The following is a 25248-nucleotide window of genomic DNA, read 5'->3' as shown; positions in this document are numbered from 1 at the left end:
CGCTGATCGAGGGAGATTGTGCGCAAGACAAGTTAAGGGGCCGTCTAGAGATGCGCCTGTGGCGGGAGGGCGAGGGCGCCCTGAATCGCCGCATGCTCGGGACTATCGGGCGCGGGCCGGTACCCGGACCGAGACCACCTGCGCGCCGCCTCTCTCACCTTCGGAGCGGGGTCCCGGATCGGTCCAGCCTCCCTTGGGATCCTTCGTGAGGACGCGAGCACTGGGCCGCCGGACCGGGAGGCGGCTTCCGACGGCGCCCTGTCGCTCGATCACGGTGAGCGTGGGGCGCGCGACGGGAGTGTCGCGGATGCCGGCGACGGTGGGAACGCCGTAGGTGCCGTAACCCCAGGCCGGCGGTACGATCCGGCTCGTGCTGGGAAGCCGCGTGAACGGCGCGCCGAGATAGGCGCCCTCGACCACCGGGCCGGCAAAGCGGTACCCGCTCTCGCCGTACCCATATGCATACCCGTACGGATCGGCGGCGGCGCCCGAGGCGGTGCCGAGCAGGAGCAGGGTGGCGAGGGCGGGGCGCATGGCAGGGCGCATGGATCGAGGCTTCTCCGGTGGCGCATTCCGAGGCGCGCGATTCATGACATGAAAGCGGCCGCACCCATGCTCGTTCCCCATGCCATCGTCCCGCCAGCCGATGCAGAGTACTGAGACGGGTGCCGGTTCGGTCGGCGCGAGTACGCTCAGCGGCAGATCGTGACGCGACGGACGATCCAGCCTTCCCCCTCGATCCACAGGCGACGGCGCTGCTTGTTGCAGTTGGCGCTGTCCTCCTCGGTCTCCGAGGCCGTGGCGGCCTGGGACACCTGCGTGGCCTCCGCAACCTGCGTGGTGCTGCGGCCGGCGGTCGGGGCGGCAAGGGCCGGCGCTGCAGTCAAGCCGATCAGGACGAGGCCGGCGAAGGCGGCCGCGGCGGTGGGGTGCGCGATCATGGTATCCTGCCCGCGCGCCGTATCGGGCGCGCTTCAACGGTTCAGCTGGAGCGGCCGGTGGCCCGCCTTGCAGGCGCCGCCGCATAGTGCATGAACAATCCCCAACGTGGCCGTTGGGTTTCGCGCGACGTTCCGGAAAACGGCGAAAATTTGTCTCCGACTCGTTGCGTTGTTCGCTGCGTTGCCTGCGGCGCTAGAGCGCGATTGCACCTGCCCAGTGCGATGCTTGCGAGAACGGTGCAAAGAGTTGTACTGGCACGCAAAGCGAGACATCGACCTTCGTCGCCGCGACCGGGTCGTTCATCTTGTTAGGAACGTTTCTAAGCTGCGATTTTCCTTAGACCATTATTGTATCACGACAAGTATTCGTGGTGCCGCAAGAGGCTGCGCCACCTTCGAAGCAGACAATTCGCCGGGACGCGCGTCCCTCGGATCGAAACGGGAGCATTCGGATGACGGACGGATCGACGTTCGTGCAGGCTTTCATCATCCTGTTCCGCGAGGGACTGGAAGCTCTGCTGGTGATTGCGGCACTCGCCGCCTTCCTTCGCCGCGCGAATGCGGCGGAGCGGATCGCCCCGGTCTACATGGGTGCGCTCGCCGCTGTCTTCGCCAGCGTGGTCATGGCGTGGGTGTTCGCGACCTTCTACGACGGCAACCACAGCGACCTGTTCGAGGCCGGCGTGATGCTCGCGGCCGCGGTGCTGCTGTTCTACATGAGCGGCTGGATGTTCGTCCGCCAGGACCCGAAGGCGTGGCAGGCCGATCTCAATCGGCTCGCCGAACGGGCACTCGGCGCGGGCACCGTGCTGTCGCTGGCCGGCATCGCCTTCCTCGCGGTGTTCCGTGAGGGCGCCGAGACGATCCTGTTCGTCCACGCCCTGGCCAAGACCGGCAACGGCTTCGACGTCTCGCTCCTCAGCGGCCTCGCCGCGGCGGCCGTCGCGCTGGTGGCGATGTTCGTGGCGATGCAGTGGCTGGCGCTGCGCCTGCCGCTGCGTCCGATGTTCATCGTGACCTCGGCCTTCCTGTTCTTCATGGGTCTGCGGATGGTCGGCGAGGCCTTCCAGGAGCTTCAGGAGCAGGCGCTGATCCCCTTCACCACTGAGGGCGTGCCGGCCTTTGTCTCCGACTGGGGCCTCAGCAACGGAAGCTGGGAGGCGCTCGGCACCCAGCTCGTGATCCTGGCCGTGGCCGTGACAGCCGCCCTCGTCAGTCTCATGCGCAAGGGAAGCGGCAAGGCGGCCAGTGAAGGTCGGCCAGCATCGGCCGCATCCTAATCGCAGGTGATCGGCGCCCTCTTGTCCGGGCGCCGTTCTCGTCTCACGCCGCCGTCATCGGCGGCGTTTTCCTGTCGGCGACTCTTCGCGGTCCGGGCGAGGCCCGGCCCCTCAGGTCTTCAGCCGGGACTTGATCCGGTAGGTCAACCCGTCGCGCACGTCGCGGTAGCCGTCGAGGCGCTGCTCGCGGGTGCCGTCCTGCACCAGGGTCGGGTCCGGTGTCGGCCAGTACTCGACATCCGCCGCGAGGGTGTGGGTCAGTTCGAGCGCTCGGTGGTGAGCCTCCGGCGACAGGGTGATGATCAGATCGAAGTTCAGCCCCTCCCAATCCTCGAGCTGTTCGATGGTCCGCGGCTTGTGGCGGGAAGCGTCGATGCCGATCTCGTCCAGCGCCGCGATCATGAACGGGTCGCTCGGCTCACCCGAGCGCACGCCGGCCGACTGCACGTAGGTGGATTTGCCGAAGTAGTGGCGCGCGATCGCCTCCGCCGCCAAAGAGCGCACCGCGTTGAAATTGCACATGAACAGCACGGACTGGACCCGCCGCTTCTTCGGCCCGGTCCCCGGAATCACGTCGTCCGTCATGCCCTGCCCGAGCGATTCTCAAGCAAGTCCCGCGGCTTCGTCACGGCCGGCAGAGAACGGTCGGAGACCGGGCGTTTCGTGAGGCACTCTGAGAGCATCGTCCCGAGAGGTGGGCGCCGGCCGGTCGGAAAAGTCGATGCAGACACCGTGACCTCTCGCGAAACGCCCGCCCCCTCGCGCCGATGCACCACGGACCGGGCGTTTCGTGAGGTGCTCGTGCACACCCTGATATAGGACCGCTCCGGACATCCCGAAAGCGCATCGTTTTGCCGGGCGCAGCACCCCTCGGCAGGATGCTGCCTTGCCCGTCGGCTCGTCCTCAGCCCCGCCAGTGCAGGGCGAAGATCAGGGTGAACAGGCGCCGCGCCGTGTCGTGGTCGAGATCGACTTTGCCCTCGAGGCGCTGCCGCAGGAGTTCGGACGCTTCGTTGTGCAGGCCGCGCCGGCCCATGTCGATCGCCTCGATCTGCGTCGGCGAGGCGGTGCGGATCGCGCTGTAGTAGCTCTCGCAGATCATCTCGTAGTCGCGGATGACCCGGCGGAACGGCGTGAGCGAGAGCAGGTGGGTCATCACCGGCTCGCCGGCCTCCGTCGCAATCGCGAAGGACAGCTTGTTCTCGACGAGGCCGAGAACCAACGCGTAGGGCCCTTCGTCGCGGTCGGGCAGGCTGAAGACGTTCTCCTCCAGGATGTCGTAGATCGCGATGGCGCGCTCGTGCTCCTGGTCGGGGTTGCCCCGGCCGATCGAGGCCTCGTCGAGACGCACCGCCGCGAGCCGGTTCCTCGGCTTCTCCGGCGCCCCGTCTTCCCCCTGATTCGGTTCGGCCTTCATCGCCGCCTTCTCGCGTCGCTGCCCGAATCCGGGCGCCCTCTTGCCGTCACATGAGCCGCAAGCTCGCCGCACAGGCAAGCTTTCCCGACGCGGTGGCCCGAAAAGTGATCATCCGCCCCTGAAAGTGATCATCCGCCCCTGGGAGAGGCCGATGTCAGAGATTGAGCCGGATCGCCACGGAGCGCGCGTGTCCGTCGAGCCCCTCCGATTTACCGAGCGCGATCGCGGCGGGGCCGAGCGCCCGTAGGGCGGCCGGATCACAGCGCAGGATCGAGGTGCGCTTCATGAAGTCGAGCACGCCGAGACCCGAGGAGAACCGCGCCGAGCGGGCGGTCGGCAGCACGTGGTTCGGGCCGCCGACATAGTCGCCGATGGCTTCCGGTGTGTGCGAGCCGAGGAAGATTGCCCCCGCATTCCGGATTTTTTGCGAGAGCGCCTCGGCGTCCTCGGTCTCGATCTCGAGATGCTCGGGTGCGATGGCATCGACCAACGGCACCGCTTCGTCGAAGTTTTGGACGCGGATGATCGCGCCGTAATCGCGCCAACTGGCGCGGGCGATTCTTTCGCGCGGCAGGGTCGCCAGGGCGCGTTCCACCGCGGCTTCCGTCGCCTCGGCCAGTTCGTCCGAATCGGTGACGAGCACGGACTGAGCCGCCTCGTCGTGCTCGGCCTGAGCCAGGAGGTCGGCGGCGATCCAATCGGGATTGGCATGGCGGTCGGCCAGGATCAGCACCTCGGAGGGGCCGGCGATCATGTCGATGCCGACCTGCCCGAACACCCGGCGCTTGGCCGCCGCCACCCAGGCATTGCCGGGGCCGACGATCTTGGCCACCGGCGCGATGGTCTGCGTGCCGTAGGCGAGCGCGGCCACTGCCTGTGCTCCGCCGACGCGGTAAATCTCCGTGATGCCCGAGAGTTGTGCCGCTGCGAGCACCAGGGGGTTGAGCTGCCCCTCCGGAGTCGGAACCACCATCACGATGCGCGGCACGCCCGCGACGCGCGCCGGCACGGCGTTCATCAGCACCGAGGAGGGATAGCTCGCGGTGCCGCCGGGCACGTAGAGCCCGACCGATTCGAGCGCGGTCCAGCGCCAGCCGGCGGTGACGCCGAGGTCGTCGGTCGACAGGTGATCCTCGGGGATCTGCCGGCGGTGATAGGCTTCGATCCGCTCGGCGGCGAGTGCCAGGGCGGCGCGGGCTTCGGCCGGGCAGGCGGCGACGGCCACCTCCACCTCCTCGGCGGTGATGCGCAGGTTCGCGGGCGAGAAATCCTGGCCGAGCCGGTCGAAGCGGCGGGTGTAGTCCACCAGTGCCGCGTCGCCGCCGGAGACGACGCCCGCGATGATGCCGCGCACGGTCTCGTCCACGTCCTCGGAGATCTCGCGCTTGAGGCTGAGCAGGCGCTTGAACGCCTCCCGGAAATCGGGGGAGCGGCTGTCGAGGCGAATCATCGGACGATATCGGCGGTTCGGGGAAAGGGGGTCACGGGCGGTTCTCGACGAGGTTGCGCACGGCCTCATGATCGGGGCGACCGTCGGCCTCCCAGACAGGGCCGAGATCCTTCAGGCGCACCTCGATGCATTCGAGTTCGAGCCGGATCGCGGCCCCACCGGAAAAAACCAGGGTGGCGATGCCGGAGGGGGCCTCGGTTTCCTCGAACGTGATCGCCAGGAGGCTCAGGGGATCGCCCGAGGTCGCTCCCGGCGTGATACCCTTAGCCTTCACGGACAGCACGCGCTCGAAATGCAGGCCCGCGAGCCGGCGCCGGGGCGGCTGGCCCGGGGGCACGGACCAGTCGAAGCGTCGGGCCGCCAGGGCGAAACGGTGCTCGCCCGGCAGCCACGCGAGATCCTCCGCCCGCAGGATCGCGTCCTGCAGATGGGCGGAGATGACGGCAAGATCCTCGGTGTCGAGGGCGGCGAGCTTGAGAAGCTCCATGCTTACGCTCCAGGCTCCCCGACCGAACGTGCGGAGAACGGATTTCGAGGCGTAGGTAGCGAGGCGACCCGCCTGCTGCAACCGGCAGCCCGGCTGGCCGGAGCGCTCTTCCGCGCTGTTCCGCGCTCTTCGCCCGTGCAAGTTCGCCCACGAGGTGCCGGTTCGGCGCCGAAGAACGCGTCACAACGATCGAGGTAACGATCGAGTGGCGTGATCCGATTCATCGTCGGGCAGGGCTGCGTGAAGGGCTGCGTGACGCAGCGGCTCTTTTGGGCTCATCGCGCGTTCATGAGCGCACGGCTAAGGCCAAGCATGACGTTCATGAGTCAGCCTGAGGGGACGAGGACGATGAAAAGCGGAGTTCTGGCCATAGCGCGCACCTTGGGGGTCGTCCTGGCCCTGGGGTTCGTGGCGAGTCCGGCAAGCGCCCAGTACTATCGCGACGGCTACGACGGTTCGCGCCGCTACGACGACGGGTACAGCCGTCGCACCCGCGATGACGATGACGGGTACGGCCGGCGCCGCTACGGTGAGGATTACGGCCGCCGCCGCTACAACGATGACGACGATGGCCCGCGCTTCCGGGGTCCGCCGCGCGGCGGCCGTGGTGGCGGCAGCATCTGCGTGACCGCCCGCGGCAACTGCCCGACCGGATTTGCACCGGTGAACTCGCCCTGCGCCTGCGACATTCCCGGCTTCGGCATCAAGCGCGGCGCCGTCGCGCGCTAGAGCATCGTCCTGAAAGGTGGCCACCGGCTTTCGGAAAAAGACGATGCAAAACAGGAGTCTAGAGCATCGTCCTGGATACGATATCCAGGACGATGCTCTAACGCCACGGAGAGTGCCGAACATCGCGGCCTGCACGATCCCGTGCAGGCCGTTATCGCGCTGAGCGAGGGCGCCTTCCAGCCGCTGTCCTTGTCGAACGCCTCAGGCGCGCACGCGCTCGATCTGCGCGCCGCAGCGGGCGAGCTTGGCCTCCAGTGCCTCGAAGCCGCGGTCGAGGTGGTAGACGCGGTTGATCTGCGTCTCACCCTCCGCGGCGAGGGCGCCGATCACCAGCGAGACCGAGGCACGCAGGTCGGTGGCCATCACCGGTGCACCCTTCAGTCGCTCCACGCCCTCGACCACGGCGAGGTCGCCGTCGAGGCGGATCTTGGCGCCCAGCCGCGCCAGCTCCTGCACGTGCATGAAGCGGTTCTCGAAGATCGTCTCGCGGATCCGCGACTGACCCTTGGCCAGCGTCATCAGCGCCATGAATTGCGCCTGGAGGTCGGTCGGGAAGCCGGGGAACGGGTCCGTCGTCACATCGGCCGGGCTGATCCCGCCGCCATTGCGGCGCACGCGGATGCCGTCGGGCAGGGCCGTGACCTCGGTCCCGGTCGAAGCCAGCGTCTCAAGGGCGCTCGCGAGCAGGTCGGTCCGGGTATTGACGAGAGAGACGTCGCCCCCGGTCATCGCCACCGCCATGGCATAGGTGCCGGTCTCGATCCGGTCGGGCAGCACCTCGTGGCGGGCACCACCGAGGCGCGCCACGCCCTCCACGACGATGCGAGAGGTGCCGGCGCCCTCGATCCGCGCGCCCATCTTGGAGAGGCACTCGGCGAGATCGACGACTTCCGGCTCGCGGGCGGCGTTGTCGATCACGGTGGTGCCGTAGGCCAGCGCCGCCGCCATCAGGGCGACGTGGGTGCCGCCGACGGTGACGCTGGGGAAGGTGATCTCGGCGCCGCGCAGCCCGTTCTTCGTCTTCGCGACCACGTAGCCGCCGTCGATTTCGATTTCGGCGCCGAGTTTTTCCAGCGCCATGATCAGCAGGTTGACCGGCCGCGTGCCGATGGCGCAGCCGCCGGGCAGCGACACCTTGGCCTCGCCGAACCGGGCGAGCAGCGGCGCGATCACCCAGAAGCTCGCCCGCATGGTCGAGACGAGGTCGTAGGGCGCGGTCGTGTCGATGACGTTCGAGGCGGTGAGCCGGACGGTCTGGCCGGTCTCCGCCGTCTGGCCCGGGCGCTTGCCAACGACCATGTGATCGACGCCGTGATTGCCGAGGATGCGCGTCAGCGCCGCGATATCGGCGAGCCGCGGCACGTTGATGAGCTCCAGCGTCTCCCCGGTCAGAAGACTTGCGATCATCAGCGGCAGCGCCGCGTTCTTGGCGCCCGAAATCGGGATCGTGCCGTTGAGCGGCGTGCCGCCAGTGATGTGGATGCGGTCCATCGGGGTCCTCGGAGCACCTCCGTGCCGTCGCGGAGGTCGCCTTGCGTGCCGGGCGCGCGGGCGCCCCTCGTTCAGGGTGGAGGTATAGGAGGTATCCGGCAAAAAGAAGAAGCGTGGCCGTTCGGTTCCATTCTGCGCCCGACGCATCGCGCCAGCGATGCAGGGGAGAGGGCGATCGGCGCTAGTCCTTCTCGGCCGATTGCATCTTCGGCACGGGCTCGGAGCCGACGCCGGGCGTATCATCGGCCCGTCCCCGGGCCTGTGCCTTGCGGCGGCGCAGGTTGTCGCGCAGGGCTGCCTTCAGCCGCGCCGCGCGCTCGTCATCCTTCGTCGCCATCGCTCGCGTCCCGAAACGATCCTGCCCAGGAGCCGCCGGACCCGCCGATGCGGGCACGGCCAGCACGGGAGGGCCGTATCCCGGTTTCACGCCCTTCGCCAGCACCCCGGTCGCCATCTGCATTGCCGCGCCGGCTGCACGGCCCGAACTTTGATCCGTGCCGCGACGCATCGTCACCGGCGACGCGATTCCGAGCGCGCCCGGACGGCTGCGGCTCGCGCGCGATGTCCTGAAGAGGCCCGACGAGGTCCGCGGCGGCGTCGCGCGTCGGACGTTCCAGGGTCGGACGCGGATACGGACAAGATTGTGAGGGTGTTCAAGCCGGTGCAAAGCCGGCGCAAAGCAGGAATGTCTCGAACTCACCTTGAACCAGTTCGAAATTACCTCCTATCTTGCGACCACAGCGGCGCCGGCGAGGGACTCGTCCCAGGAGAAAGCGGGAGCCGCCGGTTGGACGATGTCACGCGGCAGGCCGCGCCGCTCCCCGGGGGCTGAACCTTGGGAGATCACCGTCCGGCCGCGAACGGTTCGGCAACGCTCTCCGGAGCAGCGCCAGAGCCCGAATTCTTTACCCGAGGCGTCCCAAGAAGAACGCCCGACTAGCCGAAAGCGTCGAGGACGGATGCCCGTGAACCTGATGCCCGTGAACGCTGCCGACAGCGCCACCCTGCCCGACGAGTCGATCGTGGGCGGTGATGGCGGCGTGGACGACACCGGTGCAAGCAACGGTCGGGCCAGATTCGAGCGGCCGCCGGTCCGCCCTGCCGGTCCGCGCACGGACTACGACGGTCATTTTCGAGCGGCCCTCGACCGGCTGCACAGCGAGCGCCGCTACCGCGTCTTCGCCGATATCGAGCGCATCTCGGGCCGTTTCCCCCAGGCCACATGGCGGCGTCCGGAAGGCGGTAGCCGCGAGATCACCGTATGGTGCTCCAACGACTATCTCGGCATGGGCCAGCACCCGGAGGTGGTCGGCGCCCTGACCCAGACTGCCGCCCGCTGCGGCGTCGGCGCGGGTGGCACCCGCAACATCGCCGGCAACAACTCGCCGCTGGTCGATCTGGAGCGCGAACTCGCCGATCTGCACGGCAAGGAGGCAGGCCTCGTCTTCACCTCGGGCTACGTCTCGAACCAGGCCGGCATCTCGACGATCGCCAAGCTGATCCCGAACTGCCTGATCCTGTCGGACGCCTTCAACCACAACTCGATGATCGAGGGCGTGCGCCATTCCGGCTGTGAGAAGCGCGTCTTCCGCCACAACGACCTTGAGCATCTCGAGCAACTGCTCGCCGAGGCCGGTGACCGGCCCAAGCTGATCGCCTTCGAGTCGGTCTATTCGATGGACGGCGACGTGGCGCCGATCGCGGCGATCTGCGACCTCGCCGACGCCTACGGTGCGATGACCTATCTCGACGAGGTTCACGCCGTCGGCCTCTACGGTGAGCGCGGTGCCGGCATCGCCGAGCGCGACGGGGTGATGCACCGGGTCGACGTGATCGAGGGCACGCTCGCCAAGGGTTTCGGCTGCGTCGGCGGCTACATCACCGGCACGTCGACCCTGTGCGACGCAGTCCGCAGCCACGCGGCCGGCTTCATCTTCACCACCGCCCTGCCGCCGGCCGTCGCCGCGGCGGCGCGCGCCTCGGTGCGCTACCTCAAGCGCTCGAAGATCGAGCGCGAGGCGCATCAGCGGCAGGCCGCCCGCACCAAGGCGGCGCTGGAGGCCGCCGGTCTGCCGGTGCTGCACACCGAGACCCACATCGTGCCGCTGATGGTGGGCGACGCCGAACTCTGCAAGGCGGCGGCCGACCACCTGCTGGAGCACCACGGCATCTACATCCAGCCGATCAACTACCCCACCGTCCCGCGCGGCACCGAACGCCTGCGGATCACGCCCTCGCCCTTCCACGACGACGAGCGCATCGGTGCGCTGACCGCGGCGCTGGTCGAGACCTGGGATACGCTGGACCTGCCGCGGGCCGGGACGGTGTTCGCCGCCGCCGCGGAGTAGCCTTTTCGCGAGGGCCGCGGCACCGCTACACTGCCTTAATGGCCCTGGCCCTCGACCGCACCCGCCTCCTCCACGCCCTCGAACGGCTCGGCGCGGATCTGTCCGCGCGCGGGCTGTTCGTGGAAGTAGCGATCTACGGCGGCGGAGCGCTGATGCTGCAATTCGCGTGGCGGCGCGGCACTGACGACGTCGATGCCGTGGTGCGCGAAGGCTCCGATGAGGCGACGCTGGCGCCCTCGGTCGGCCGTGTGGCGGAGGAACTCGGGTTGCAGCCCGATTGGCTCAACAACGCGGTCGGCATGTTCACGCCGCTGGAAGAGGACGACGCCTGGTTCACGGCGGCCGGCCTCTACCCGGCGGATGGGACGCCGGGCCTGCGCACCTTCCTCGCCACGCCGCGCTACCTCCTCGCGATGAAGCTGCACGCCCTGCAGAACCTTGACCGCGGCGGCCGTGATCTGCGGGATGCCCGCCAGCTTGCCGCTCATCTCGACCTTCGCGACGAGGCGGCGCTGCACGCGCTATACGTCTCCGTCTACGACGAGGCGCCCCCGGACGAGGCGAGCCTGCGTTTCCGGTCGGTCCTTCAGGAGCGCCCGCGATGAGGCCTGCTTCCCTGGGCGAGGTGGTCGAGCGGGCGCGCGATGACGGCGATTGGGATCACCACCTGCAGAACTTCCTCGACGCCTTCTACGCGCTCGACGGTCACACGGCGGCGCAGGGCGCGATGATCGCCGAGGATCCGGGCTTTCTCGGAGAAGCGCGGCCCGACGCCTTCCTCGGCGGCGTCGGCGAGCACCTCGCCCGGCGCTGGCGGCTGCCGCTCATCCCATCCTGGGTGCGGCACGAGGCCCGTTACCTGGACAAGGCGATGTTCGTGCCCGACGAGCGCAACCTGCGCAACTATCTGCTCTGCGTCAGCCCGGTCTCGTTCCGCCCGCGCCTGATCTTCACGGGGCCGGACCCGCTCCAGCGGGCCCGCTTCCCCTATCATCGCGGCGTGATCCGGATGCCTCTGACCTTCCCGCAGGGACCCGAAGCCGTGGCCTTGTTCGATCCGGAGAGGTGAGGGGCCTCAGCGCCGCTTGACCTCGTTCGGCCAACCATGCGCCGCGGCCGCCTTCTCGACCTTCTCCTTGAGCTGCGGCATCAGCGTGCCCATCCATTGCTGCATGCCCGTCAGCATGGCTTGGCTCAGCTGCGGCTGCGCCTTGACGAGATTCTTGCCCGCCGGCGTGGCGTAGAAGGCCGCAACCGCCTTCAGATCCTCCTTCGAGAGGACGGAGGCGAAGCTGAGGGCCTGGATCGCGAGCAGGTCGTCGAAATTCTCCGAGAGCGTGGGCAGGACGACCTCGTCCACCATGACCTGGGCCTTCTTCGGGTCCGTCAGACCCATCTGCTGCATCACCCCGGCCATCGGCGCCTTCATTGCCGCGAGCACCGCAGCCCGGTCTCCCTGTGCCGCGGCGACGACCTCGCGGGCGGCAGCCAGGCGCTCCGGATCGGCGGTGACGGCCGGGGCGGCAGGTTTGACGGGCGCCTGCGCCGAGGCGGGAACGGTGCCCGCGACAAGCGCCGGCGCGCAGAGCAGGCCGAGGCCGAGCAGTCCGGCGAGCATTTCCTGGCGCATGGTCGGTGTTTCTCCGGTCGAAAGCATGGGTTCGGGCTGTTTACCCGAGCGGGATGACGCGCAGGCAACGGTGATCCTTGGGTGGTCCTTGGAACACCCGGCGCCGGCTCCCGTAACGGTAGTCGTTTCGGAGCCATGCCCGCAACGCGCTTGCCCACCTGCCCTAGGCACCGCTATGGCCGCGCTCACGGCGGCGTGACCGCCAGGAGCCAGACGATGCCGGATACGGACGACACGTACATCTACGACGAAGCGCTCGGCGAATGGCGCCCCGCTGGCGCGGCGGCCGAGACGCCGGCCGAGGCGCCGGCTGCGAGGGCGCCTGTCCGCGACGCCGCGGGCAACATCCTGGCCGACGGCGATGCGGTCACCCTGATCAAGGATCTCAAGGTCAAGGGCGCGAACCAGACCCTGAAGCAGGGCACTGTCATCCGGTCGATCCGCCTCACGGACGATCCGGAAGAGATCGATTGCCGCCACGACAGCATCAAGGGCCTCGTCCTGCGCACGGAATTCGTGCGCAAGCGCTGATCGCGAGCCGTGAGAGGGTGTGTCGAGCGGGGTCAAAGCGCGACGACGAGCCCGTCCTCCGCCGCGATGTAGCCGTCCGGCGGGTGGGCGATCATCTCCGGGCTCATATGCGTGAGCATCAGCCGCTTCGGACCGATCTCGGGCAGACGCCGCTTCAGCGTCGCCCAATCGAGGTGGAACTTCACCGGACGCTCCACGGTGTAGCCCTCGGCGATCATCAGGTCCGCCCCGCGCCCCGCCGCGACGATCTCCTCCACCCACTGGGTGTCGCCGGTATAGCTGATGACCTTGCCCGCAGCCTCGATCCGCAGGGCGTGGGCGGGCGCGCCGGAGGGATGGCGCATGGTGAAGGCGGTGGCACTCACACCCCCGGTCTCGACCGGGCGCCCGGCCTCCATCTCCACGATCTCGACCCGGAACCGGCGATCGACCGTGCTGGATCCGGGAAACAGCACTTCCATCGCCGCGGGAAGGCGCTCGGCCGTGCCCGGCGGTCCGACCACGGTCAGAGGATCGGTGCGTCCGCTGACAAGCTGCCCGTCGAGGATCAGCCAGGGCAGGCCGCCGAAATGGTCGCCGTGGAGATGGGTGAGGAACACCGTGCGGATACGGTTCGGCTCGACGCCGAAGCGCCGGATCGCGATGAGCGAGGAGGCGCCGCAATCGATGAGGAAGGCGTTGCCGGGCGCGCCCTCCGATGCATCGACGTGGAAGCACGTGTTGAAGCGTCCGCCCGAGCCGAACGCGTCGCCGCAGCCGAGAACCTGGAGATGCATGGATTTCTCCTGTGCCGTGTGCGGGGTGATTTCGGTCACCGGAAGGCCGCGACAATTCTCGGTCCGGCATTGTCCGCCTGACCAATGAAACGCGCGGCACGGCCGCCTTCCGCGTCTCGGCGATTGGCAAGCGGGTCGTTTCGAAAGGTCGCTTTCGTCACAACTGAGAAGCCATTGTAAAAGCGGGAATTCGGTGCACGGTGTTGAGTCTCGTGGATCGAGTGGAGCGCTGGGATCTGAACGTACGCGACCTCGATCTGGTTTGGTGGCAGAAGGGGCTGAAGAAAATCCTGTCCCGTCGGGCCTGATACGGAATCCGGCGGTCTACAATGGCGCCGACCTCCGGGCCCATGGCCGCGGACATCCCACTCTTCGCTCTCGGTCCATGACGATTCATTCTCGCTCCCTTCCCTCCGTCATCCGCTCGGCCTCGATCGAGCCGGCCGTCGCCCTGTCGGCGGAGGGCGCGGCCCTGATCGACCGGATCTACGAGGCGGCTGCGGTGCCCGAGCTGTGGCGCGAGGTGCTGATCGAACTCGCCCGCTTCGCCGGAGCGCCGCAGGCGGTGATGATCGTCTCGACCGGGACGCACTTTCGCGACTTCGTGACGTCATCCCCTGAGTTCGACGCGCTGGTGATCGACCATTTCGAGCGTTTCCCCGACAACGTCCGCACGGGACGCCTGCTGGAACTGCGCCATCCCGGCTTTCTCAACGACCTCGACGTCGTGACGGAGGAGGAGATCGCGACGTTGCCGCTCTATCAGGACTTCCTGATCCCCCAGGGGTACGGCGCAGGCACCGCGACGGCCGTCCTGGTGCCGAGCGGCGACAGCGTCATCGTCCATTGCGAGCGCGCCCGCGCCGAGGGCGATTTCGATCCGCAGACCCTGGCCGCTCTCAACGGTCTGCGTCCCCATCTCGCCCGGGCCGCCCTGCTTTCCGCGCGCCTGGAGATGGAGCGGGTCGCCACCACCACCCGGACGCTCGAAGCGCTCGGCCTCCCCGCCGCGGTGCTAGGGCAGGGCGGGCGGGTCATCGGCGCCAATCCGTCCCTGGTGGCGATGATGCCCCACACCCTGAGCGACCAGCCCTCGCGGCTCGCCGTGGTCGATCCGGCCGCCGACAGGCTGTTACGCGAGGCCGTGGCACGGTCCGACCAGAGCGGGGCGATGCCGGTACGCTCGATTCCGATCGCCGCCATCGGCGAGCGCCCGCCGGTGATTCTTCACCTCGTGCCGATCCGTGGCGCAGCTCACGACGTGTTCGCCAGCGCGCGTTTCGTTCTGATCGCCACGCCAGTCGTGGCTCAGGAGGTGCCGAGCGCGGATGTCGTCCAGGGTCTGTTCGACCTGACCCCGGCGGAGGCCCGGCTCGCGGCCCTGATCGCGGCGGGCGATGCGCCGGTCCCGGCCGCAGCCAAGCTCGGGATCACCCCCAACACCGCCCGCTCGGTGCTGAAGCGCATCTTCCAGAAGACCGGTGTGTCGCGCCAGGCCGAACTTGTCGGCCTGCTCGCCGGCCGGGGAGTGCGCGAATAGCGGCGGATGCACGGGCCGATACTCAGCTATCGAGTCGGCAACCTCGCCACTGACAAAAAACCGCTCTATAAGCCCGGCTTCGCGCGAGGCGGGAGGGCCCGCGCGCATCACCCGATCGGGTGAGCGGAGAGAAGATCATGGCCGAGCGGTGGACCCCGAAAACCTGGCGCAACCTGCCGATCCAGCAGGTCCCGTCCTATCCGGACGCGGGCGCTCTCCAGGCCGTCGAGGCGCAGCTCGCGAGCTTTCCGCCGCTGGTTTTTGCCGGTGAGGCGCGCAAGCTGAAGGCCGCTTTGGCGCGTGTCTCGACGGGCGAAGCCTTCCTGCTCCAGGGCGGCGACTGCGCCGAGAGCTTCGACGAGCACTCGGCCGACAACATCCGCGACTTCTTCCGCGTCTTCCTGCAGATGGCGATGGTGCTCACCTTCGCGGGCGGCTCGCCCGTGGTGAAGGTCGGCCGCATCGCCGGGCAGTTCGCCAAGCCGCGCTCCTCGCCGACCGAGACGCTCGACGGCGTGTCGCTGCCGAGCTACCGCGGCGACATCATCAACGGCCTGACCTTCACGGAAGAGGCCCGGATCCCCGATCCGAAGCGCCAGCTCGAGGCTTACCGTCAGTCGGCGGCGACGCTGAACCTGCTGCGCGCCTTCGCCACCGGCGGCTACGCCAATCTCGAGAACGCGCATCGCTGGATGCTCGGCTTCGTGAAGGACTCGCCCCAGTCCTCGCGCTACCGGGACGTCGCCGAGCGGATGTCGGACGCGCTCGACTTCATGCGCGCCATCGGCATCAACCCGGAGACGCACCAGGAGGTCCGCACCACGGACTTCTACACCAGCCACGAGGCGCTGCTGCTCGGCTACGAGGAGGCGCTGACCCGCGTCGATTCGACGAGCGGCGACTGGTACGCCACGTCCGGCCACATGCTCTGGATCGGCGACCGCACCCGCCAGCCGGACCACGCCCACGTCGAATACGCCCGCGGCATCAAGAACCCGATCGGCCTCAAATGCGGGCCCTCGACCACGGCTGAGGGGCTGATCCGTCTGATCGACCTCCTCAATCCGGAGAACGAGGCCGGGCGCCTCAGCCTGATCTGCCGCTTCGGCGCGGACAAGGTTGGCGACCACCTGCCGAACTTGATCCGCACCGTGCAGCGCGAGGGCCGCAACGTCGTGTGGGTCTGCGATCCGATGCACGGCAACACCATCGCCGCCGGCCGCTACAAGACCCGCCCGTTCGAGCGGGTGATGCAGGAGATCGAGGGCTTCTTCGGCGTGCACCGCGCCGAGGGCACGATCGCCGGCGGCATCCATCTGGAGATGACCGGCAAGGACGTCACCGAATGCACCGGCGGTGCCCGTGCGCTGACGGCCGACGACCTTCAGGACCGCTACCACACCTATTGCGACCCGCGCCTCAACGCGGAGCAGGCGCTCGAAGTGGCGTTCCTCACCGCCGAGTTGGTGAAGCGCGAGCGCGCCGAGATCGAGCGTCCGCGCCTCGACGCGGCGGAGTAGCCTCGGTCGGATCGGCTCGGAGTATGATGGGGCGGGTGCGATCGTTCAGGATCGCGCCCGCCCTTTTTCATGGGTGCGCATCCTTCTGCATCGAAGGAGCCCGCCCGGCGCGACTCACAGCCGACAAAAGAATCGGCGAAGCACCACATCGGTGCGCGTCAAGAATGTTTCTCGCACCCGAGCTTGGTTATCATCCTCTTAAGCGATCGGCTTCGGAGGCGGCATGGCGGTATCGGCGACCAGGAAGAGTTCTCGCATTCGCAGCCTCTGGCCCAGCTGGAATCCGGGAGTGCCCTCCGCTATCCCGTCTCCGCTGGACCGGCGAACGGTCGAGCTGCAGCCCATCGAGTCCGAGACACGCCTGCCGCCGCGCGGCCTCACCGCCAACGAACTCATCGCCATGGCCCGCGCCGCCCGCGCCCGCCGCCTCGATCCGTGAGCGAGGGTCAGTTCCGGCGCGGCTCGGTGACGGTGAAGAGGGCGGTGAAATCCGGGTTCTCGACGACCCGGTCCTGGTCCGCGAGCGGGTAGAGACCCGGCTCCCCTACCTCGATCGCGTCGAGCAGGGGGGCGACCGTGAAGGGCTCGTCCCCGTCGCTGGTCCGAATGACGATGCCCGCCTCGGCATCCACGGTCTCGACGATCCCGAAGACCTGACGCCGACCGAGCAAGGCTCCCTCGGGATCGACATAGGTCAGTCCGACGAGAAGACTCGATCCGATCAGATCGTCGGCGAGGTCCTGGTCCCAGTCCTCGTCGCGCTCCCCGCTATCGATGGAGTCTATCGCCCCCAGCCGTGCTCGAATCATCGCCTTTTCGCCGGAGATTCCGTCGATGATTGCGCAGCCCTTGGCTGCCGGCAAGGGCGCCGCTCCATCTGCGGTGCGGTGAGGCTCCTCGCGAAAGCCTACTGAACCAGCGCCAGGCGGCCGCGCGCCTCTGAGGTTCCGGTGCGGATCGGCGGCTCGCTATGGCCCGCGAAGAAATCCTCGACCATCTCCCGCATGATCTCCGCAAGATCGCCACCGCGATCCGCCTCGACATGCACGTCGTTGCCGACCGAGCGGCCCAGCGTCGGCGCGGCATTGCTGGCCAGGGTGAGGAGCCGCTCGTTGTACTCCGCCCCGAGACCCGTCACCGCGATGAAGTTGCGGCCGCCCAGCACGGGGCCGTACTTCACGGTGATCCGTTGCTCCTGATCGGCGCTGTTGTGCAGAGTGGCGGTGAAGCCGACGAAGTCGTCGCGATCCACCTCCGGCGCGGGGCAGACGATCCGACCATGCTCGATGCCGTCCTCCTCCAGCACCTCCGCCATCAGGTTCAGGGCTTCGGTGATCGGAGCCAGCGCGCGCGTGCCGTCCGCGAGAAGCTTGGCGCGGATGCGATGCTTCTGCGCGTCCGCCGCGCGCAGCCGTGCGCGGAAGCGATTCTTGATGTCGAAGGGATTCGTCATGGATGGGTCCCCGCTCGGATGTTCGGCACCCTTTTGATCGACTCTGAAGTTAGAAAGACGACTAGTAAGCGTCAAGCTGATGCACAGTATTCGTGCTTGCTTCGACCCTGAGCTATTGCATCATTGTGTTGCTTGCACACTTTCTGTGCAGAATACGGTGCGATGGTATTTGCTGCACCGCACGCACCGGTTCAGGCCTGTACGGTGGCAGGATCGAAGAGAGGCAGGCGCATTGCACTGGCTCGCCGAAAGCGCGTATCCGACCAACCAGCCTTTACGCCCATCGTTCCGCGATGGGCCGCCGAGCGCATCAGGGAAACGGCGGGGAGCGGCGCGTCTTGGACGAGACAACGACGAGCAGGATGACCGCGGGCAAGACCTTCGCGAGCATGACGGGCTTCGCCCGCTCAGCCGGCACGACCGGCGCGGTGCAGTGGTTGTGGGAGATCCGCACTGTGAACGGGCGCGGGCTCGACATCCGCGTGCGCGTGCCGAACGGCTTCGACGCGGCGGGGGAGGCGGCCCGCGCCACTCTGTCCAAGGCACTCTCCCGCGGACAGTGCCAGCTCAACCTGACGCTGACGCGGCCCGAGGCGGCCGCAAGGGTACGTATCGACGAGAGTCTGCTGGCGAGCCTCGCCGCGGCGGTCGCCCGCGTGCCGCGCCCCGCCGGCGTCGGCCCGGCAACGCTCGACGGGCTGCTCGCCGTGCGCGGCATCGTGGAGACGGAGAACGAGGCCGGGGCCGACCCGGAGGCGCTCAACCGCGACCTCGTCGCCGGGATCGACAGCCTCGTGGCCGATCTCGTTTCCGCCCGTCGGGCCGAGGGCGCGCGGCTGCACGCGATCGTCAGCGACCAGATCGCGGACATCGCCCGCCTGACCCAGGCCGCCGAGGATTGTCCCGCCCGCCGGCCCGAGGTGGTGCGCGCCCGGCTCGCGGCGTCGGTGGCGGCGCTCGTCGGTGCCGGGGGGCTCGACCCCGACCGCCTGCATCAGGAGGCGGTGCTGCTCGCCGCCAAGGCGGATGTGCGCGAGGAGCTCGATCGCCTGCGCGCCCACCTCGCCGCCGTGGGCGAGTTGCTGGCGCAGGGCGGCGCGATCGGACGCCGGCTCGATTTCCTGGCGCAGGAACTCGGCCGTGAGGCCAACACGCTGTGTGCCAAGGCCGGCGACATCAGCCTGTCGCGGATCGGACTCGACTTGAAGGCCGTGGTGGAGCAATTCCGCGAGCAGGTGCAGAACGTCGAATGAGAGCGAGAGACATGCGCAGCGGAGTTCCCGGCCGATGACGCAGGACGCCACGCAAGGCAGGCCGGACATCGCCCGGCGCGGGCTGATCCTGATCCTGTCCTCGCCCTCGGGCGCGGGCAAGACGACGCTGACCCGTGCCATCGCCCAGGACGGCGGCTGGGGCCTCGATCTGTCGATCTCGGTCACCACCCGGGCGCGCCGCCCCTCCGAGATCGACGGGCGCCACTACCGCTTCATCGACCGCGAGGCGTTCGAGGATCTGCGCACCCGCGACGACCTGCTCGAATGGGCCGAGGTCCACGGCAATTTCTACGGCACGCCGCGCCGCCCGGTGGAGAAGACGCTCGGCCAGGGCCGGGATATGATCTTCGACATCGATTACCAGGGCACCCGCCAGGTGCGGCAGCGGCTGCAGGACGACGTGGTGACGGTGTTCATCCTGCCGCCGAGCTTTTCCGAGCTTCGGAACCGGCTGGAACGCCGGGCGGAGGACTCGCCCGAGACCATCGAGCGGCGGCTGGCCAATGCCCGCAACGAGATGCAGCGCTGGAGCGAGTACGACTACGTCATCGTCAACGACGACCTCGACGAGTCCTTCCGCGCGCTCCAGGCAATCCTGACCGCCGAGCGCCTGAAGCGCACCCGCCGCACCGGCCTGCCGGGCTTCGTCGACGGACTTTTGGCCGAGGCCGAGCGGGGGTGATCGGGTCTTCCCTCCCACAAAGGGGAGGGGAGTTTCTGTGCTTCACTCCGCCGCCGTACGCGGCCGATCCGAAACAGGATCCTCCACCTGCGCGGCGTGCAGGCGGCGGTAGTAGCCGTCACCGGCCAGCAGCGCGTCGTGGCGGCCCTGCTCGGCGATGCCGTTCTCGGCCACCACCACGATGCGGTCGGCGTGGCGGATCGTGGCGAGCCGGTGCGCGATCACCAGCGTCGTGCGCCCCTCCGCGAGCTCGAACAGCGAGGCCTGGATTTCCCGCTCGGTCTGCGTGTCGAGCGCCGAGGTCGCCTCGTCGAGGATCAGGATCGGCGGGTTCTTGAGGAAGGCGCGGGCGATGGCCAGCCGCTGCTTCTGGCCGCCCGACAGCTTGACCCCGCGCTCGCCGATCACCGTGTCGAGCCCCTCCGGCAGAGACGCGATCAGCCCGTCGAGCCGGGCGCGGGTGGCGGCGTCCATGATCTCGGCCTCGCTCGCGCCGAGGCGGCCATAGGCGATGTTCTCGCGGATCGTGCCGGCGAACAGGAACACGTCCTGCTGCACGATGCCGATCTGGCCGCGCAGCGAGGCGAGGGTCAGATCGCGGATGTCGTGGCCGTCGATGGTGATGCGTCCGGCCTCCGCCTCGTAGAAGCGCGGGATCAGCGAGAGGAGCGTCGTCTTGCCCGCGCCCGAGGGGCCGACGAAGGCCACCGTCTCGCCCGCGCGGATCGTCAGGTCGACGCCGTCCAGCACCGGCCGGTCCGGGCTGTAGCCGAAGCGCACGCCCTCGAATCGGATCTCGCCCTTGAGCGGTGGGGTAGGAACGGCGCCCGGCCGGTCGGCGATATCGGGCTCGGTGGCGAGCAGGGCTTGGTAGCGGCGGAAGCCGGCGATGCCCTTGGGATAGGTCTCGATCACCGCGCCGATCTTTTCCAGCGGCCGGTAGAACACGCCGACGAGGAGCAGGAAGCCGACGAAGCCGCCTGCGCTCAGGTCGCCGCGCACCACGAAAGCGGCGCCCCCTAGAAGCACCACGATCTGCACGAGGCGCAGGCCCAGATAGTTGATCGACAGGGCGCCTGCCATGAGGCGGTAGGCTTCGAGCTTGGTCTTGCGATATTTCTGGTTGTCGGAGGCGAACAGCGCCCGCTCGTGTGCCTCGTTGGCGAACGCCTTCACCACGCGGATGCCGCCGACATTCTCCTCGATGCGGGCGTTGAAGGCGCCGACGCGCCCGTACTGCGCCTGCCAGTTGCGCGTCATGCGCCCGCCGTAGCGGATGGTGACGAAGGCGATGACCGGCAGGATCGCCAGGGTCATCAGCGCCAGCGGCGGGTGGACGAGGAACATCAGCGCGAAGGCGCCGAACAGCGTCATCACCGCGATGAACACGTCCTCGGGGCCGTGATGGGCGACCTCGCCGATCTCCTCCAGATCCTTGGTGACTCGGGCGACGAGATGGCCGGTCTTCTGCCCGTCGAAGAAGCGGAACGAGAGCTTCTGCAGATGGTCGAAGGCGCGGGCGCGCATCTCGGTTTCGATGTTGATCCCGAGCACGTGGCCCCAATAGGTCACCACCACCATCAGGCCGGCATTGGCGACGTAGAGCAGCATCAGGCTCGCGGCCGCGAGCAGGATCAGGCTCCAATCCTGCTGCGGCAGCAAGCGGTCGACGAAGGCTTTGACCGCGAGCGGAAAGCCGAGTTCGAGCAGGCCCGAGAGCACGGCGCAGCCGAAATCCACCAGGAACAGCGTCCGGTGCGGCCGGTAATAGGCGAGGAAAGCCTTCAGCATGGCGCGGCTGTGACGGGTCTTCTGGCCCGGAAGAGGGCGGCTCCCCGGCGCATAGGCGAGGGCGCACCGTCGCGCCAGCACCCGCGACGCGGGGCGGACCTCATGAAGCCGCGCGGTCGGCGGCCAGGGTCCGTGCGATCGCACCGCGCAGGAGCAGCACGGCGAGGCCGTAGAGCGGCACTGCGAGGGCGAAGTAGACCGGCCAGCCGACCGCTCCGGCGAGCGCTGGCGCCCCGACGCGCAGCGGCATGGCGGCAAAGAAAGCGGCGCCGAACAGGAGCGCATAGTCGGTGGCGGGCTGCGGCCCCTGGGCCCAGCGATAGATCATGTTGAAGACCGGCACGCCGAGCCCGCCGCCGCCCAGGATGCCGAGGATCGCCGCCGCGAGGCCGAGGTTCGGCGCGGCGGTCGCGCTCGCCCACAGCATGAGCAAGCCCGAAGCCGCGACGCCGAGAGCGGATACGGAGATGAGCGGCAGCGTGCCGACGCGCCGTACGAGGAGGCCGGAGACCAGCGCCATGACGAGGTTGATGCCCGACGAGAGGCCGCCGGTGACAAGCCCGACTTCGCTGAGAGGAACGCCGAGGTCGAGCAGGGCGAGGTTGTTCGAGCCGGTGAGGGCGAACATCGCCGCGAAGTAGAGGCCGAGCACCAGCACGCGCCCCCCGAGCAGCCGCAGGCGCCCGAGCGCGAGGGCGCCACGCTGTGCCTCCGCCGAGACCCGCCGCAGGGCGCGCTCGGGATAGCGCAGCATCGGCAGGAGGCAGAGACCGTTCAGCGCCGCCACGGCGAGCACGGCGTTCTGCCAGCCGAGCCGGTCGTACTCGGCGATCAGCACCCCGGCGCCGAAGAGACCGCCGAGCGAGGCGCCACAGAGTTTGGCCGAAGCGACGTAGGGCCGCCGCTCCGGGCCGACCGTCTCGACCACGAGGGCTTCGAGGGCGATGTCCATAGTGGCGACGCAGAAGCAGATGGCCAGCGCGAGCCCGAACAGGGCCGGCAGCGGCCACGTCTCGCCCCGGCTTAAGCCCAGAAGCAGGGCGATGCCCGCCCCCTGCATCAGCACGATCCAGCCGAGCCGGTGCGGCAGTCGCGGCAGGCGGATGCGGTCCACGAGCATCGCCCAGAGGAAGGTGAGCCCGACCGGCAGGTTGATGAGCTGGAGAAAGCCGACCTCGGCGAGATCGAGACCGCGGGCTCGCAGGATCAGCGGCGCGCCGCTGATCAGGAAGCCGAGCGTGGTGCCGAAGGTGACGTAGAGGCAGAAGAACGGCGCGAGCTGCGCCGCCCAGCCGGGCCTGTCCCGCTCAAGCGTCGGCGCCGTATCGCGTGCGGGATCGAGACGACTCACGTCTCCGAACCCCCTCGGTCAAGCGGAGGCCCCCAACGATCCGGCCCCCGTCCGTGCTCCATCCCCGGTCCTTCGCGCCGTGATGCCGCCTCACCGCTCCATAGGCCGGCCGGCGCGTTGCCGCCCACTCTTTCTCGGCGGCCCAGGGCATCGTCCTGGATATCGGATCCAGGACGATGCCCAAGGTCCTTGATGTTGCATCGTCCCGAAAGCCGGCAACCACCTTTCGGGACGATGCTCCAGGTCTGCGAATGATCCGCCCACGGGGCCGCAGCGACTCCTCCATGAGCCGCGCGCGGTTCGAACCGCCGCTCACCGCATCACATAGACCTGCGTGCCGACCGCGACGCGCTCGAACAGGTCGGCAATGTCCTGGTTGTACATGCGGATGCAGCCGTAGGACGCGAAGGTGCCGATCGAGTGCGGTCGATTGGTTCCATGAATGGCGTACTCGCCACCGCGCAGGGTCATCGCCGCCACCCCCATCGGATTGCTCGGCGAGCCACCGCGGATAAGGTTGGGCAGCCGCGGGTTGTCACGCTTCACCTCCGCCGGGGGCGACCAATCGGGCTGGTAGTACTTGCCGTCGATCTGGGTGGCGCCGCTCCACTGCTTGCCCGGCCTGCCGACCGCGACCGGGTAACGGATCGCCGTGCCGTCGCCGTTGACGAGATAGAGCCGGCGCTCGTTCGTGCGCACCACGATCGTGCCCGCTCCGATCCCGTCGGCGAAGGGGACGACCTCCCGGGCCTGCGCGGCCGCCGCCGCACACAGCACTCCCATGAACGCGCCCGCGAGACGCGCCCTGTACTTGCCTGTTCCCAACATCGAAGATCGCCTTTCCAAGCTGGAGCGTAACTGGCGAAGACGATCCAACGTTCCAGCTTGCCGTTCTGCTTCACGCGCAGGGAAATGCGGGCCTCATGCACGGCCTCTTGGTGGGACGGCGGATCCCGAGCTCAGAAATTGCGACACATTTTAAGTAACGGGGCCAATGTCCGGTGACGGCCTAGGCACGTCCTCTCCGCGCCCTCAGCGCTCATGGAGGCGGAGCGTCTCCGGGCACCGCTCCTGCCAGCCGTGGCGGACGAGTTCCGGGTCTGCATGCTCCTCGACCGGATGGCCGACACAGAGATAGGCGATCAGATCCCACGTGCCCGGTACGTCCAAGGTCTCCGTCACGGCAGCGGGTTCGAGGATCGACACCCAGCCGACGCCGAGGCCGTGGGCGCGGGCGGCAAGCCAGAAAGCGTGGATGCAGGCCGCCACCGAGTAGCGCAGCATCTCCGGCATGGTCGCCCGACCGAGTCCGTGGCCGGCTTCGGTCCCGGAATCGCAGAACACCGCCAGGTGGACCGGGGCCTCACGCAGGCCCGCGAGCTTCAGGCGGGCGTAGAGCGCACCCCGGTCGTCGGCGTAGCCCGCGCGGGCGGCGGCGTTGCAGCGCTCGAAGCTCGCCGCGACCGCGGCGCGCCGCCCGGCATCGGCGACCCGCACGAACCGCCAGGGCTGGCTGTTGCCGACCGAGGGCGCCAGCGCCGCCAGATCGAGACAGGTCCGCAGGTCGGCCTCGTCGACCGGGTCGTTGCGGAAGCGCCGCACGTCCCGCCGCCACGCGAAGAGATCCGCGAGACGTGCCCGGAAGGCATCGTCGAAGACGGGTGGACCGATCGACGGGGGAGGAGGGAACTCGGACATCGCCGCTGCTTCTCGCGCCGGCGGGCGCGGCTGCCAAGATGGTCATCGTGACCGCGGCATTGCCCTCGTCCGGCATCGACACGAAAAAAGGGCGGCGCTCCGAGGAGGCCGCCTGAAGTCCTTGGGTCTCGAAACCTCCGGGTGTCGGCTCGCCGAGATCCGCGGCATTGCCCGAGGGCTGGGGAGCTCGGGTTCAGGCGCCGCCGCGATGGAGAGACCGACGAGGTTTCAGGTCACAGTGAAAGCGTTTCGCGGTGGCGATGGCAAGGCGAGATCGCGGCAAGACGGTGATGTTTGCCACCTCACCGTGCGGCGACGCACATGAGTCTTGCGCCGGGCGTAAAAAATCGACGTGTGAACGACGGCTGGAACGATGGCCGGCGAAGCACCTTGCGGGCGCTCCCGACGAGTCCCATCATCTCCGCTGGCCGCAGGAAGGCCGGCACCGCTACGGGAGCGACGATGAGTGAGGGGCAGAGCGTCGATCACCGCTCGAACGACCGAGAGAATCAGGTCATCCCGTTTCCGTCCTCGACGAGCCCGCAAGTCGCCTTCCAGCGCGACGAGCTGCGAACCATCTTCAATCTCTACGGACGGCGCGTCGCCGAGGGCGAGTGGCGCGACTACGCCCTCGATTTCCGCCGGGACAAGGCGGTGTTCTCGATCTATCGCCGCACCTCCGAGATGCCGCTCTACCGGATCGAGAAGGATCCCAAGCTCGCCCGCCGCCAGGGCGCCTACGCGGTGATCGCGGCCAGCGGCCTCGTGATGAAGCGCGGCAATGATCTCGCCCGCGTCATCGGCGTGCTGGAGGGACCCTTGCGGGCCGTCTGATCCCGCCTCCGGGCCTGCCCGGAAG

The 25248-nt window shown here is 68.6% G+C and carries 28 protein-coding genes; 12 read left to right on the top strand and 16 right to left on the bottom strand.

All coding sequences use genetic code 11. From position 1 onward, the window contains the following. Nucleotides 1-102: 102 nt before the first annotated feature. A complete protein-coding gene (locus FHU13_RS13405; protein ID WP_183436374.1) occupies nucleotides 103-546 on the bottom strand; it encodes a hypothetical protein in 444 nt (147 codons plus the stop codon). A gap of 146 nt (nucleotides 547-692) precedes the next feature. After that, nucleotides 693-941: a hypothetical protein gene (locus FHU13_RS13400; protein ID WP_183436373.1), complete on the bottom strand. Its 249-nt coding sequence runs from the start codon at nucleotides 939-941 to the stop codon at nucleotides 693-695. A gap of 452 nt (nucleotides 942-1393) precedes the next feature. Between FHU13_RS13400 and FHU13_RS13395 the strand changes: the two genes are divergently transcribed. Beyond that, nucleotides 1394-2221, top strand: coding sequence for an FTR1 family protein (locus FHU13_RS13395; RefSeq protein WP_183436372.1), 828 nt, complete (start codon nucleotides 1394-1396; stop codon nucleotides 2219-2221). Nucleotides 2222-2332: 111 nt separating this feature from the next. Here the strand turns inward: FHU13_RS13395 and FHU13_RS13390 are convergent, their stop codons facing one another. From FHU13_RS13390 to FHU13_RS13375, 4 genes are all read right to left on the bottom strand, one after another. Continuing rightward, nucleotides 2333-2806 carry a low molecular weight phosphatase family protein gene (locus FHU13_RS13390; protein ID WP_183436371.1) on the bottom strand — a complete coding sequence of 158 codons (474 nt, stop codon included), beginning with the start codon at nucleotides 2804-2806 and terminating at the stop codon, nucleotides 2333-2335. A gap of 319 nt (nucleotides 2807-3125) precedes the next feature. Then, nucleotides 3126-3638: a UPF0262 family protein gene (locus tag FHU13_RS13385; protein WP_183436370.1), complete on the bottom strand. Its 513-nt coding sequence runs from the start codon at nucleotides 3636-3638 to the stop codon at nucleotides 3126-3128. Nucleotides 3639-3792: 154 nt separating this feature from the next. Continuing rightward, nucleotides 3793-5088, bottom strand: a complete 1296-nt coding sequence (gene hisD / locus FHU13_RS13380) for a histidinol dehydrogenase (RefSeq protein ID WP_183436369.1) — start codon at nucleotides 5086-5088, stop codon at nucleotides 3793-3795. 31 nt (nucleotides 5089-5119) lie between these two features. Continuing rightward, a complete protein-coding gene (locus tag FHU13_RS13375; protein ID WP_183436368.1) occupies nucleotides 5120-5575 on the bottom strand; it encodes a DUF2948 family protein in 456 nt (151 codons plus the stop codon). Between the two features lie 348 nt (nucleotides 5576-5923). Between FHU13_RS13375 and FHU13_RS13370 the strand changes: the two genes are divergently transcribed. Beyond that, complete coding sequence (locus FHU13_RS13370; RefSeq protein WP_183436367.1) at nucleotides 5924-6304, top strand: hypothetical protein; 381 nt, start codon at nucleotides 5924-5926, stop codon at nucleotides 6302-6304. Nucleotides 6305-6505: 201 nt separating this feature from the next. Here FHU13_RS13370 and murA read toward each other — a convergent pair whose 3' ends face one another. Together murA and FHU13_RS13360 are read right to left on the bottom strand one after the other, a co-directional pair. Next, the gene (gene murA / locus FHU13_RS13365) at nucleotides 6506-7795 is read right to left on the bottom strand and encodes a UDP-N-acetylglucosamine 1-carboxyvinyltransferase (protein ID WP_183436366.1); all 1290 of its coding nucleotides are present in this window, start codon (nucleotides 7793-7795) and stop codon (nucleotides 6506-6508) included. Between the two features lie 181 nt (nucleotides 7796-7976). Further along, nucleotides 7977-8132, bottom strand: a complete 156-nt coding sequence (locus tag FHU13_RS13360) for a hypothetical protein (RefSeq protein ID WP_183436365.1) — start codon at nucleotides 8130-8132, stop codon at nucleotides 7977-7979. Nucleotides 8133-8754: 622 nt separating this feature from the next. Here FHU13_RS13360 and hemA point away from each other — a divergent pair. The 3 genes from hemA to FHU13_RS13345 are packed head-to-tail and all read left to right on the top strand — an operon-like array spanning nucleotide 8755 to nucleotide 11212. Beyond that, nucleotides 8755-10143: a 5-aminolevulinate synthase gene (gene hemA / locus FHU13_RS13355; RefSeq protein ID WP_183436364.1), complete on the top strand. Its 1389-nt coding sequence runs from the start codon at nucleotides 8755-8757 to the stop codon at nucleotides 10141-10143. Nucleotides 10144-10181: 38 nt separating this feature from the next. After that, nucleotides 10182-10748 carry a hypothetical protein gene (locus FHU13_RS13350; RefSeq protein ID WP_183436363.1) on the top strand — a complete coding sequence of 189 codons (567 nt, stop codon included), beginning with the start codon at nucleotides 10182-10184 and terminating at the stop codon, nucleotides 10746-10748. Next, complete coding sequence (locus FHU13_RS13345; protein ID WP_183436362.1) at nucleotides 10745-11212, top strand: hypothetical protein; 468 nt, start codon at nucleotides 10745-10747, stop codon at nucleotides 11210-11212. The genes FHU13_RS13350 and FHU13_RS13345 overlap by 4 nt, the downstream gene beginning before the upstream one ends. A gap of 6 nt (nucleotides 11213-11218) precedes the next feature. Here FHU13_RS13345 and FHU13_RS13340 read toward each other — a convergent pair whose 3' ends face one another. Continuing rightward, the gene (locus FHU13_RS13340) at nucleotides 11219-11773 is read right to left on the bottom strand and encodes a DUF2059 domain-containing protein (RefSeq protein WP_183436361.1); all 555 of its coding nucleotides are present in this window, start codon (nucleotides 11771-11773) and stop codon (nucleotides 11219-11221) included. A 216-nt stretch (nucleotides 11774-11989) separates the two neighbouring features. Here FHU13_RS13340 and FHU13_RS13335 point away from each other — a divergent pair, with 216 nt between their 5' ends. Beyond that, the gene (locus FHU13_RS13335; protein ID WP_183436360.1) at nucleotides 11990-12304 is read left to right on the top strand and encodes an alkylphosphonate utilization protein; all 315 of its coding nucleotides are present in this window, start codon (nucleotides 11990-11992) and stop codon (nucleotides 12302-12304) included. Nucleotides 12305-12336: 32 nt separating this feature from the next. Here the strand turns inward: FHU13_RS13335 and FHU13_RS13330 are convergent, their stop codons facing one another. After that, nucleotides 12337-13080 carry an MBL fold metallo-hydrolase gene (locus FHU13_RS13330; RefSeq protein WP_183436359.1) on the bottom strand — a complete coding sequence of 248 codons (744 nt, stop codon included), beginning with the start codon at nucleotides 13078-13080 and terminating at the stop codon, nucleotides 12337-12339. A 385-nt stretch (nucleotides 13081-13465) separates the two neighbouring features. Here FHU13_RS13330 and FHU13_RS13325 point away from each other — a divergent pair, with 385 nt between their 5' ends. The 3 genes from FHU13_RS13325 to FHU13_RS13315 all read left to right on the top strand — a co-directional run bounded on the left by FHU13_RS13325 (nucleotide 13466) and on the right by FHU13_RS13315 (nucleotide 16579). Continuing rightward, nucleotides 13466-14620, top strand: coding sequence for a helix-turn-helix transcriptional regulator (locus FHU13_RS13325; RefSeq protein ID WP_183436358.1), 1155 nt, complete (start codon nucleotides 13466-13468; stop codon nucleotides 14618-14620). Nucleotides 14621-14757: 137 nt separating this feature from the next. Continuing rightward, a complete protein-coding gene (locus tag FHU13_RS13320) occupies nucleotides 14758-16140 on the top strand; it encodes a class II 3-deoxy-7-phosphoheptulonate synthase (RefSeq protein ID WP_183436357.1) in 1383 nt (460 codons plus the stop codon). A gap of 289 nt (nucleotides 16141-16429) precedes the next feature. Then, a complete protein-coding gene (locus tag FHU13_RS13315) occupies nucleotides 16430-16579 on the top strand; it encodes a hypothetical protein (protein WP_246714646.1) in 150 nt (49 codons plus the stop codon). A gap of 7 nt (nucleotides 16580-16586) precedes the next feature. Here the strand turns inward: FHU13_RS13315 and FHU13_RS13310 are convergent, their stop codons facing one another. Together FHU13_RS13310 and FHU13_RS13305 are read right to left on the bottom strand one after the other, a co-directional pair. Next, nucleotides 16587-17003: a hypothetical protein gene (locus FHU13_RS13310; RefSeq protein ID WP_183436355.1), complete on the bottom strand. Its 417-nt coding sequence runs from the start codon at nucleotides 17001-17003 to the stop codon at nucleotides 16587-16589. 44 nt (nucleotides 17004-17047) lie between these two features. Next, a complete protein-coding gene (locus FHU13_RS13305) occupies nucleotides 17048-17593 on the bottom strand; it encodes a hypothetical protein (RefSeq protein WP_183436354.1) in 546 nt (181 codons plus the stop codon). Nucleotides 17594-17955: 362 nt separating this feature from the next. On the opposite strand from FHU13_RS13305, the gene FHU13_RS13300 reads away from it, so the two are divergent. Both FHU13_RS13300 and gmk read left to right on the top strand, forming a co-directional pair. Continuing rightward, complete coding sequence (locus FHU13_RS13300) at nucleotides 17956-18846, top strand: YicC/YloC family endoribonuclease (protein ID WP_246714644.1); 891 nt, start codon at nucleotides 17956-17958, stop codon at nucleotides 18844-18846. Nucleotides 18847-18880: 34 nt separating this feature from the next. Then, nucleotides 18881-19549, top strand: a complete 669-nt coding sequence (gene gmk, locus FHU13_RS13295) for a guanylate kinase (RefSeq protein ID WP_183436352.1) — start codon at nucleotides 18881-18883, stop codon at nucleotides 19547-19549. A 42-nt stretch (nucleotides 19550-19591) separates the two neighbouring features. Here gmk and FHU13_RS13290 read toward each other — a convergent pair whose 3' ends face one another. The 4 genes from FHU13_RS13290 to bluB all read right to left on the bottom strand — a co-directional run bounded on the left by FHU13_RS13290 (nucleotide 19592) and on the right by bluB (nucleotide 24389). Then, nucleotides 19592-21340, bottom strand: a complete 1749-nt coding sequence (locus tag FHU13_RS13290; RefSeq protein ID WP_183436351.1) for an ABC transporter ATP-binding protein — start codon at nucleotides 21338-21340, stop codon at nucleotides 19592-19594. A gap of 100 nt (nucleotides 21341-21440) precedes the next feature. After that, nucleotides 21441-22691: an MFS transporter gene (locus tag FHU13_RS13285; protein WP_183436350.1), complete on the bottom strand. Its 1251-nt coding sequence runs from the start codon at nucleotides 22689-22691 to the stop codon at nucleotides 21441-21443. Nucleotides 22692-23003: 312 nt separating this feature from the next. Next, nucleotides 23004-23519 carry a L,D-transpeptidase gene (locus FHU13_RS13280; RefSeq protein WP_183436349.1) on the bottom strand — a complete coding sequence of 172 codons (516 nt, stop codon included), beginning with the start codon at nucleotides 23517-23519 and terminating at the stop codon, nucleotides 23004-23006. Nucleotides 23520-23723: 204 nt separating this feature from the next. Beyond that, nucleotides 23724-24389: a 5,6-dimethylbenzimidazole synthase gene (bluB, locus tag FHU13_RS13275; protein ID WP_183436348.1), complete on the bottom strand. Its 666-nt coding sequence runs from the start codon at nucleotides 24387-24389 to the stop codon at nucleotides 23724-23726. A gap of 462 nt (nucleotides 24390-24851) precedes the next feature. Here bluB and FHU13_RS13270 point away from each other — a divergent pair, with 462 nt between their 5' ends. Beyond that, a complete protein-coding gene (locus FHU13_RS13270; protein ID WP_183436347.1) occupies nucleotides 24852-25223 on the top strand; it encodes a DUF2794 domain-containing protein in 372 nt (123 codons plus the stop codon). Nucleotides 25224-25248: the final 25 nt, after the last annotated feature.

It is taken from the genome of Methylobacterium sp. R2-1, from assembly GCF_014191355.1.
Taxonomy (GTDB): Bacteria; Pseudomonadota; Alphaproteobacteria; order Rhizobiales; family Beijerinckiaceae; genus Methylobacterium.
Note: the sequence above shows the minus strand (reverse complement) of the source record. Positions and strands in the feature narration are given on the sequence as shown.

Excerpts from the sequence above, each read along its gene's own strand:
- FHU13_RS13290 (WP_183436351.1), bottom strand. The coding sequence starts at position 21,340 with ATGCTGAAGGCTTTCCTCGCCTATTACCGGCCGCACCGGACGCTGTTC.
- FHU13_RS13405 (WP_183436374.1), bottom strand. The coding sequence starts at position 546 with ATGCGCCCTGCCATGCGCCCCGCCCTCGCCACCCTGCTCCTGCTCGGC.
- murA (WP_183436366.1), bottom strand. The coding sequence starts at position 7,795 with ATGGACCGCATCCACATCACTGGCGGCACGCCGCTCAACGGCACGATC.
- FHU13_RS13345 (WP_183436362.1), top strand. The coding sequence starts at position 10,745 with ATGAGGCCTGCTTCCCTGGGCGAGGTGGTCGAGCGGGCGCGCGATGAC.
- FHU13_RS13280 (WP_183436349.1), bottom strand. The coding sequence starts at position 23,519 with ATGTTGGGAACAGGCAAGTACAGGGCGCGTCTCGCGGGCGCGTTCATG.
- FHU13_RS13370 (WP_183436367.1), top strand. The coding sequence starts at position 5,924 with ATGAAAAGCGGAGTTCTGGCCATAGCGCGCACCTTGGGGGTCGTCCTG.
- FHU13_RS13270 (WP_183436347.1), top strand. The coding sequence starts at position 24,852 with ATGAGTGAGGGGCAGAGCGTCGATCACCGCTCGAACGACCGAGAGAAT.
- FHU13_RS13330 (WP_183436359.1), bottom strand. The coding sequence starts at position 13,080 with ATGCATCTCCAGGTTCTCGGCTGCGGCGACGCGTTCGGCTCGGGCGGA.
- FHU13_RS13320 (WP_183436357.1), top strand. The coding sequence starts at position 14,758 with ATGGCCGAGCGGTGGACCCCGAAAACCTGGCGCAACCTGCCGATCCAG.
- FHU13_RS13400 (WP_183436373.1), bottom strand. The coding sequence starts at position 941 with ATGATCGCGCACCCCACCGCCGCGGCCGCCTTCGCCGGCCTCGTCCTG.
- FHU13_RS13350 (WP_183436363.1), top strand. The coding sequence starts at position 10,182 with ATGGCCCTGGCCCTCGACCGCACCCGCCTCCTCCACGCCCTCGAACGG.
- hemA (WP_183436364.1), top strand. The coding sequence starts at position 8,755 with ATGCCCGTGAACCTGATGCCCGTGAACGCTGCCGACAGCGCCACCCTG.
- hisD (WP_183436369.1), bottom strand. The coding sequence starts at position 5,088 with ATGATTCGCCTCGACAGCCGCTCCCCCGATTTCCGGGAGGCGTTCAAG.
- gmk (WP_183436352.1), top strand. The coding sequence starts at position 18,881 with ATGACGCAGGACGCCACGCAAGGCAGGCCGGACATCGCCCGGCGCGGG.
- FHU13_RS13325 (WP_183436358.1), top strand. The coding sequence starts at position 13,466 with ATGACGATTCATTCTCGCTCCCTTCCCTCCGTCATCCGCTCGGCCTCG.
- FHU13_RS13395 (WP_183436372.1), top strand. The coding sequence starts at position 1,394 with ATGACGGACGGATCGACGTTCGTGCAGGCTTTCATCATCCTGTTCCGC.
- FHU13_RS13360 (WP_183436365.1), bottom strand. The coding sequence starts at position 8,132 with ATGGCGACGAAGGATGACGAGCGCGCGGCGCGGCTGAAGGCAGCCCTG.
- FHU13_RS13340 (WP_183436361.1), bottom strand. The coding sequence starts at position 11,773 with ATGCGCCAGGAAATGCTCGCCGGACTGCTCGGCCTCGGCCTGCTCTGC.
- FHU13_RS13305 (WP_183436354.1), bottom strand. The coding sequence starts at position 17,593 with ATGACGAATCCCTTCGACATCAAGAATCGCTTCCGCGCACGGCTGCGC.
- FHU13_RS13300 (WP_246714644.1), top strand. The coding sequence starts at position 17,956 with ATGACCGCGGGCAAGACCTTCGCGAGCATGACGGGCTTCGCCCGCTCA.
- bluB (WP_183436348.1), bottom strand. The coding sequence starts at position 24,389 with ATGTCCGAGTTCCCTCCTCCCCCGTCGATCGGTCCACCCGTCTTCGAC.
- FHU13_RS13335 (WP_183436360.1), top strand. The coding sequence starts at position 11,990 with ATGCCGGATACGGACGACACGTACATCTACGACGAAGCGCTCGGCGAA.
- FHU13_RS13390 (WP_183436371.1), bottom strand. The coding sequence starts at position 2,806 with ATGACGGACGACGTGATTCCGGGGACCGGGCCGAAGAAGCGGCGGGTC.
- FHU13_RS13375 (WP_183436368.1), bottom strand. The coding sequence starts at position 5,575 with ATGGAGCTTCTCAAGCTCGCCGCCCTCGACACCGAGGATCTTGCCGTC.
- FHU13_RS13385 (WP_183436370.1), bottom strand. The coding sequence starts at position 3,638 with ATGAAGGCCGAACCGAATCAGGGGGAAGACGGGGCGCCGGAGAAGCCG.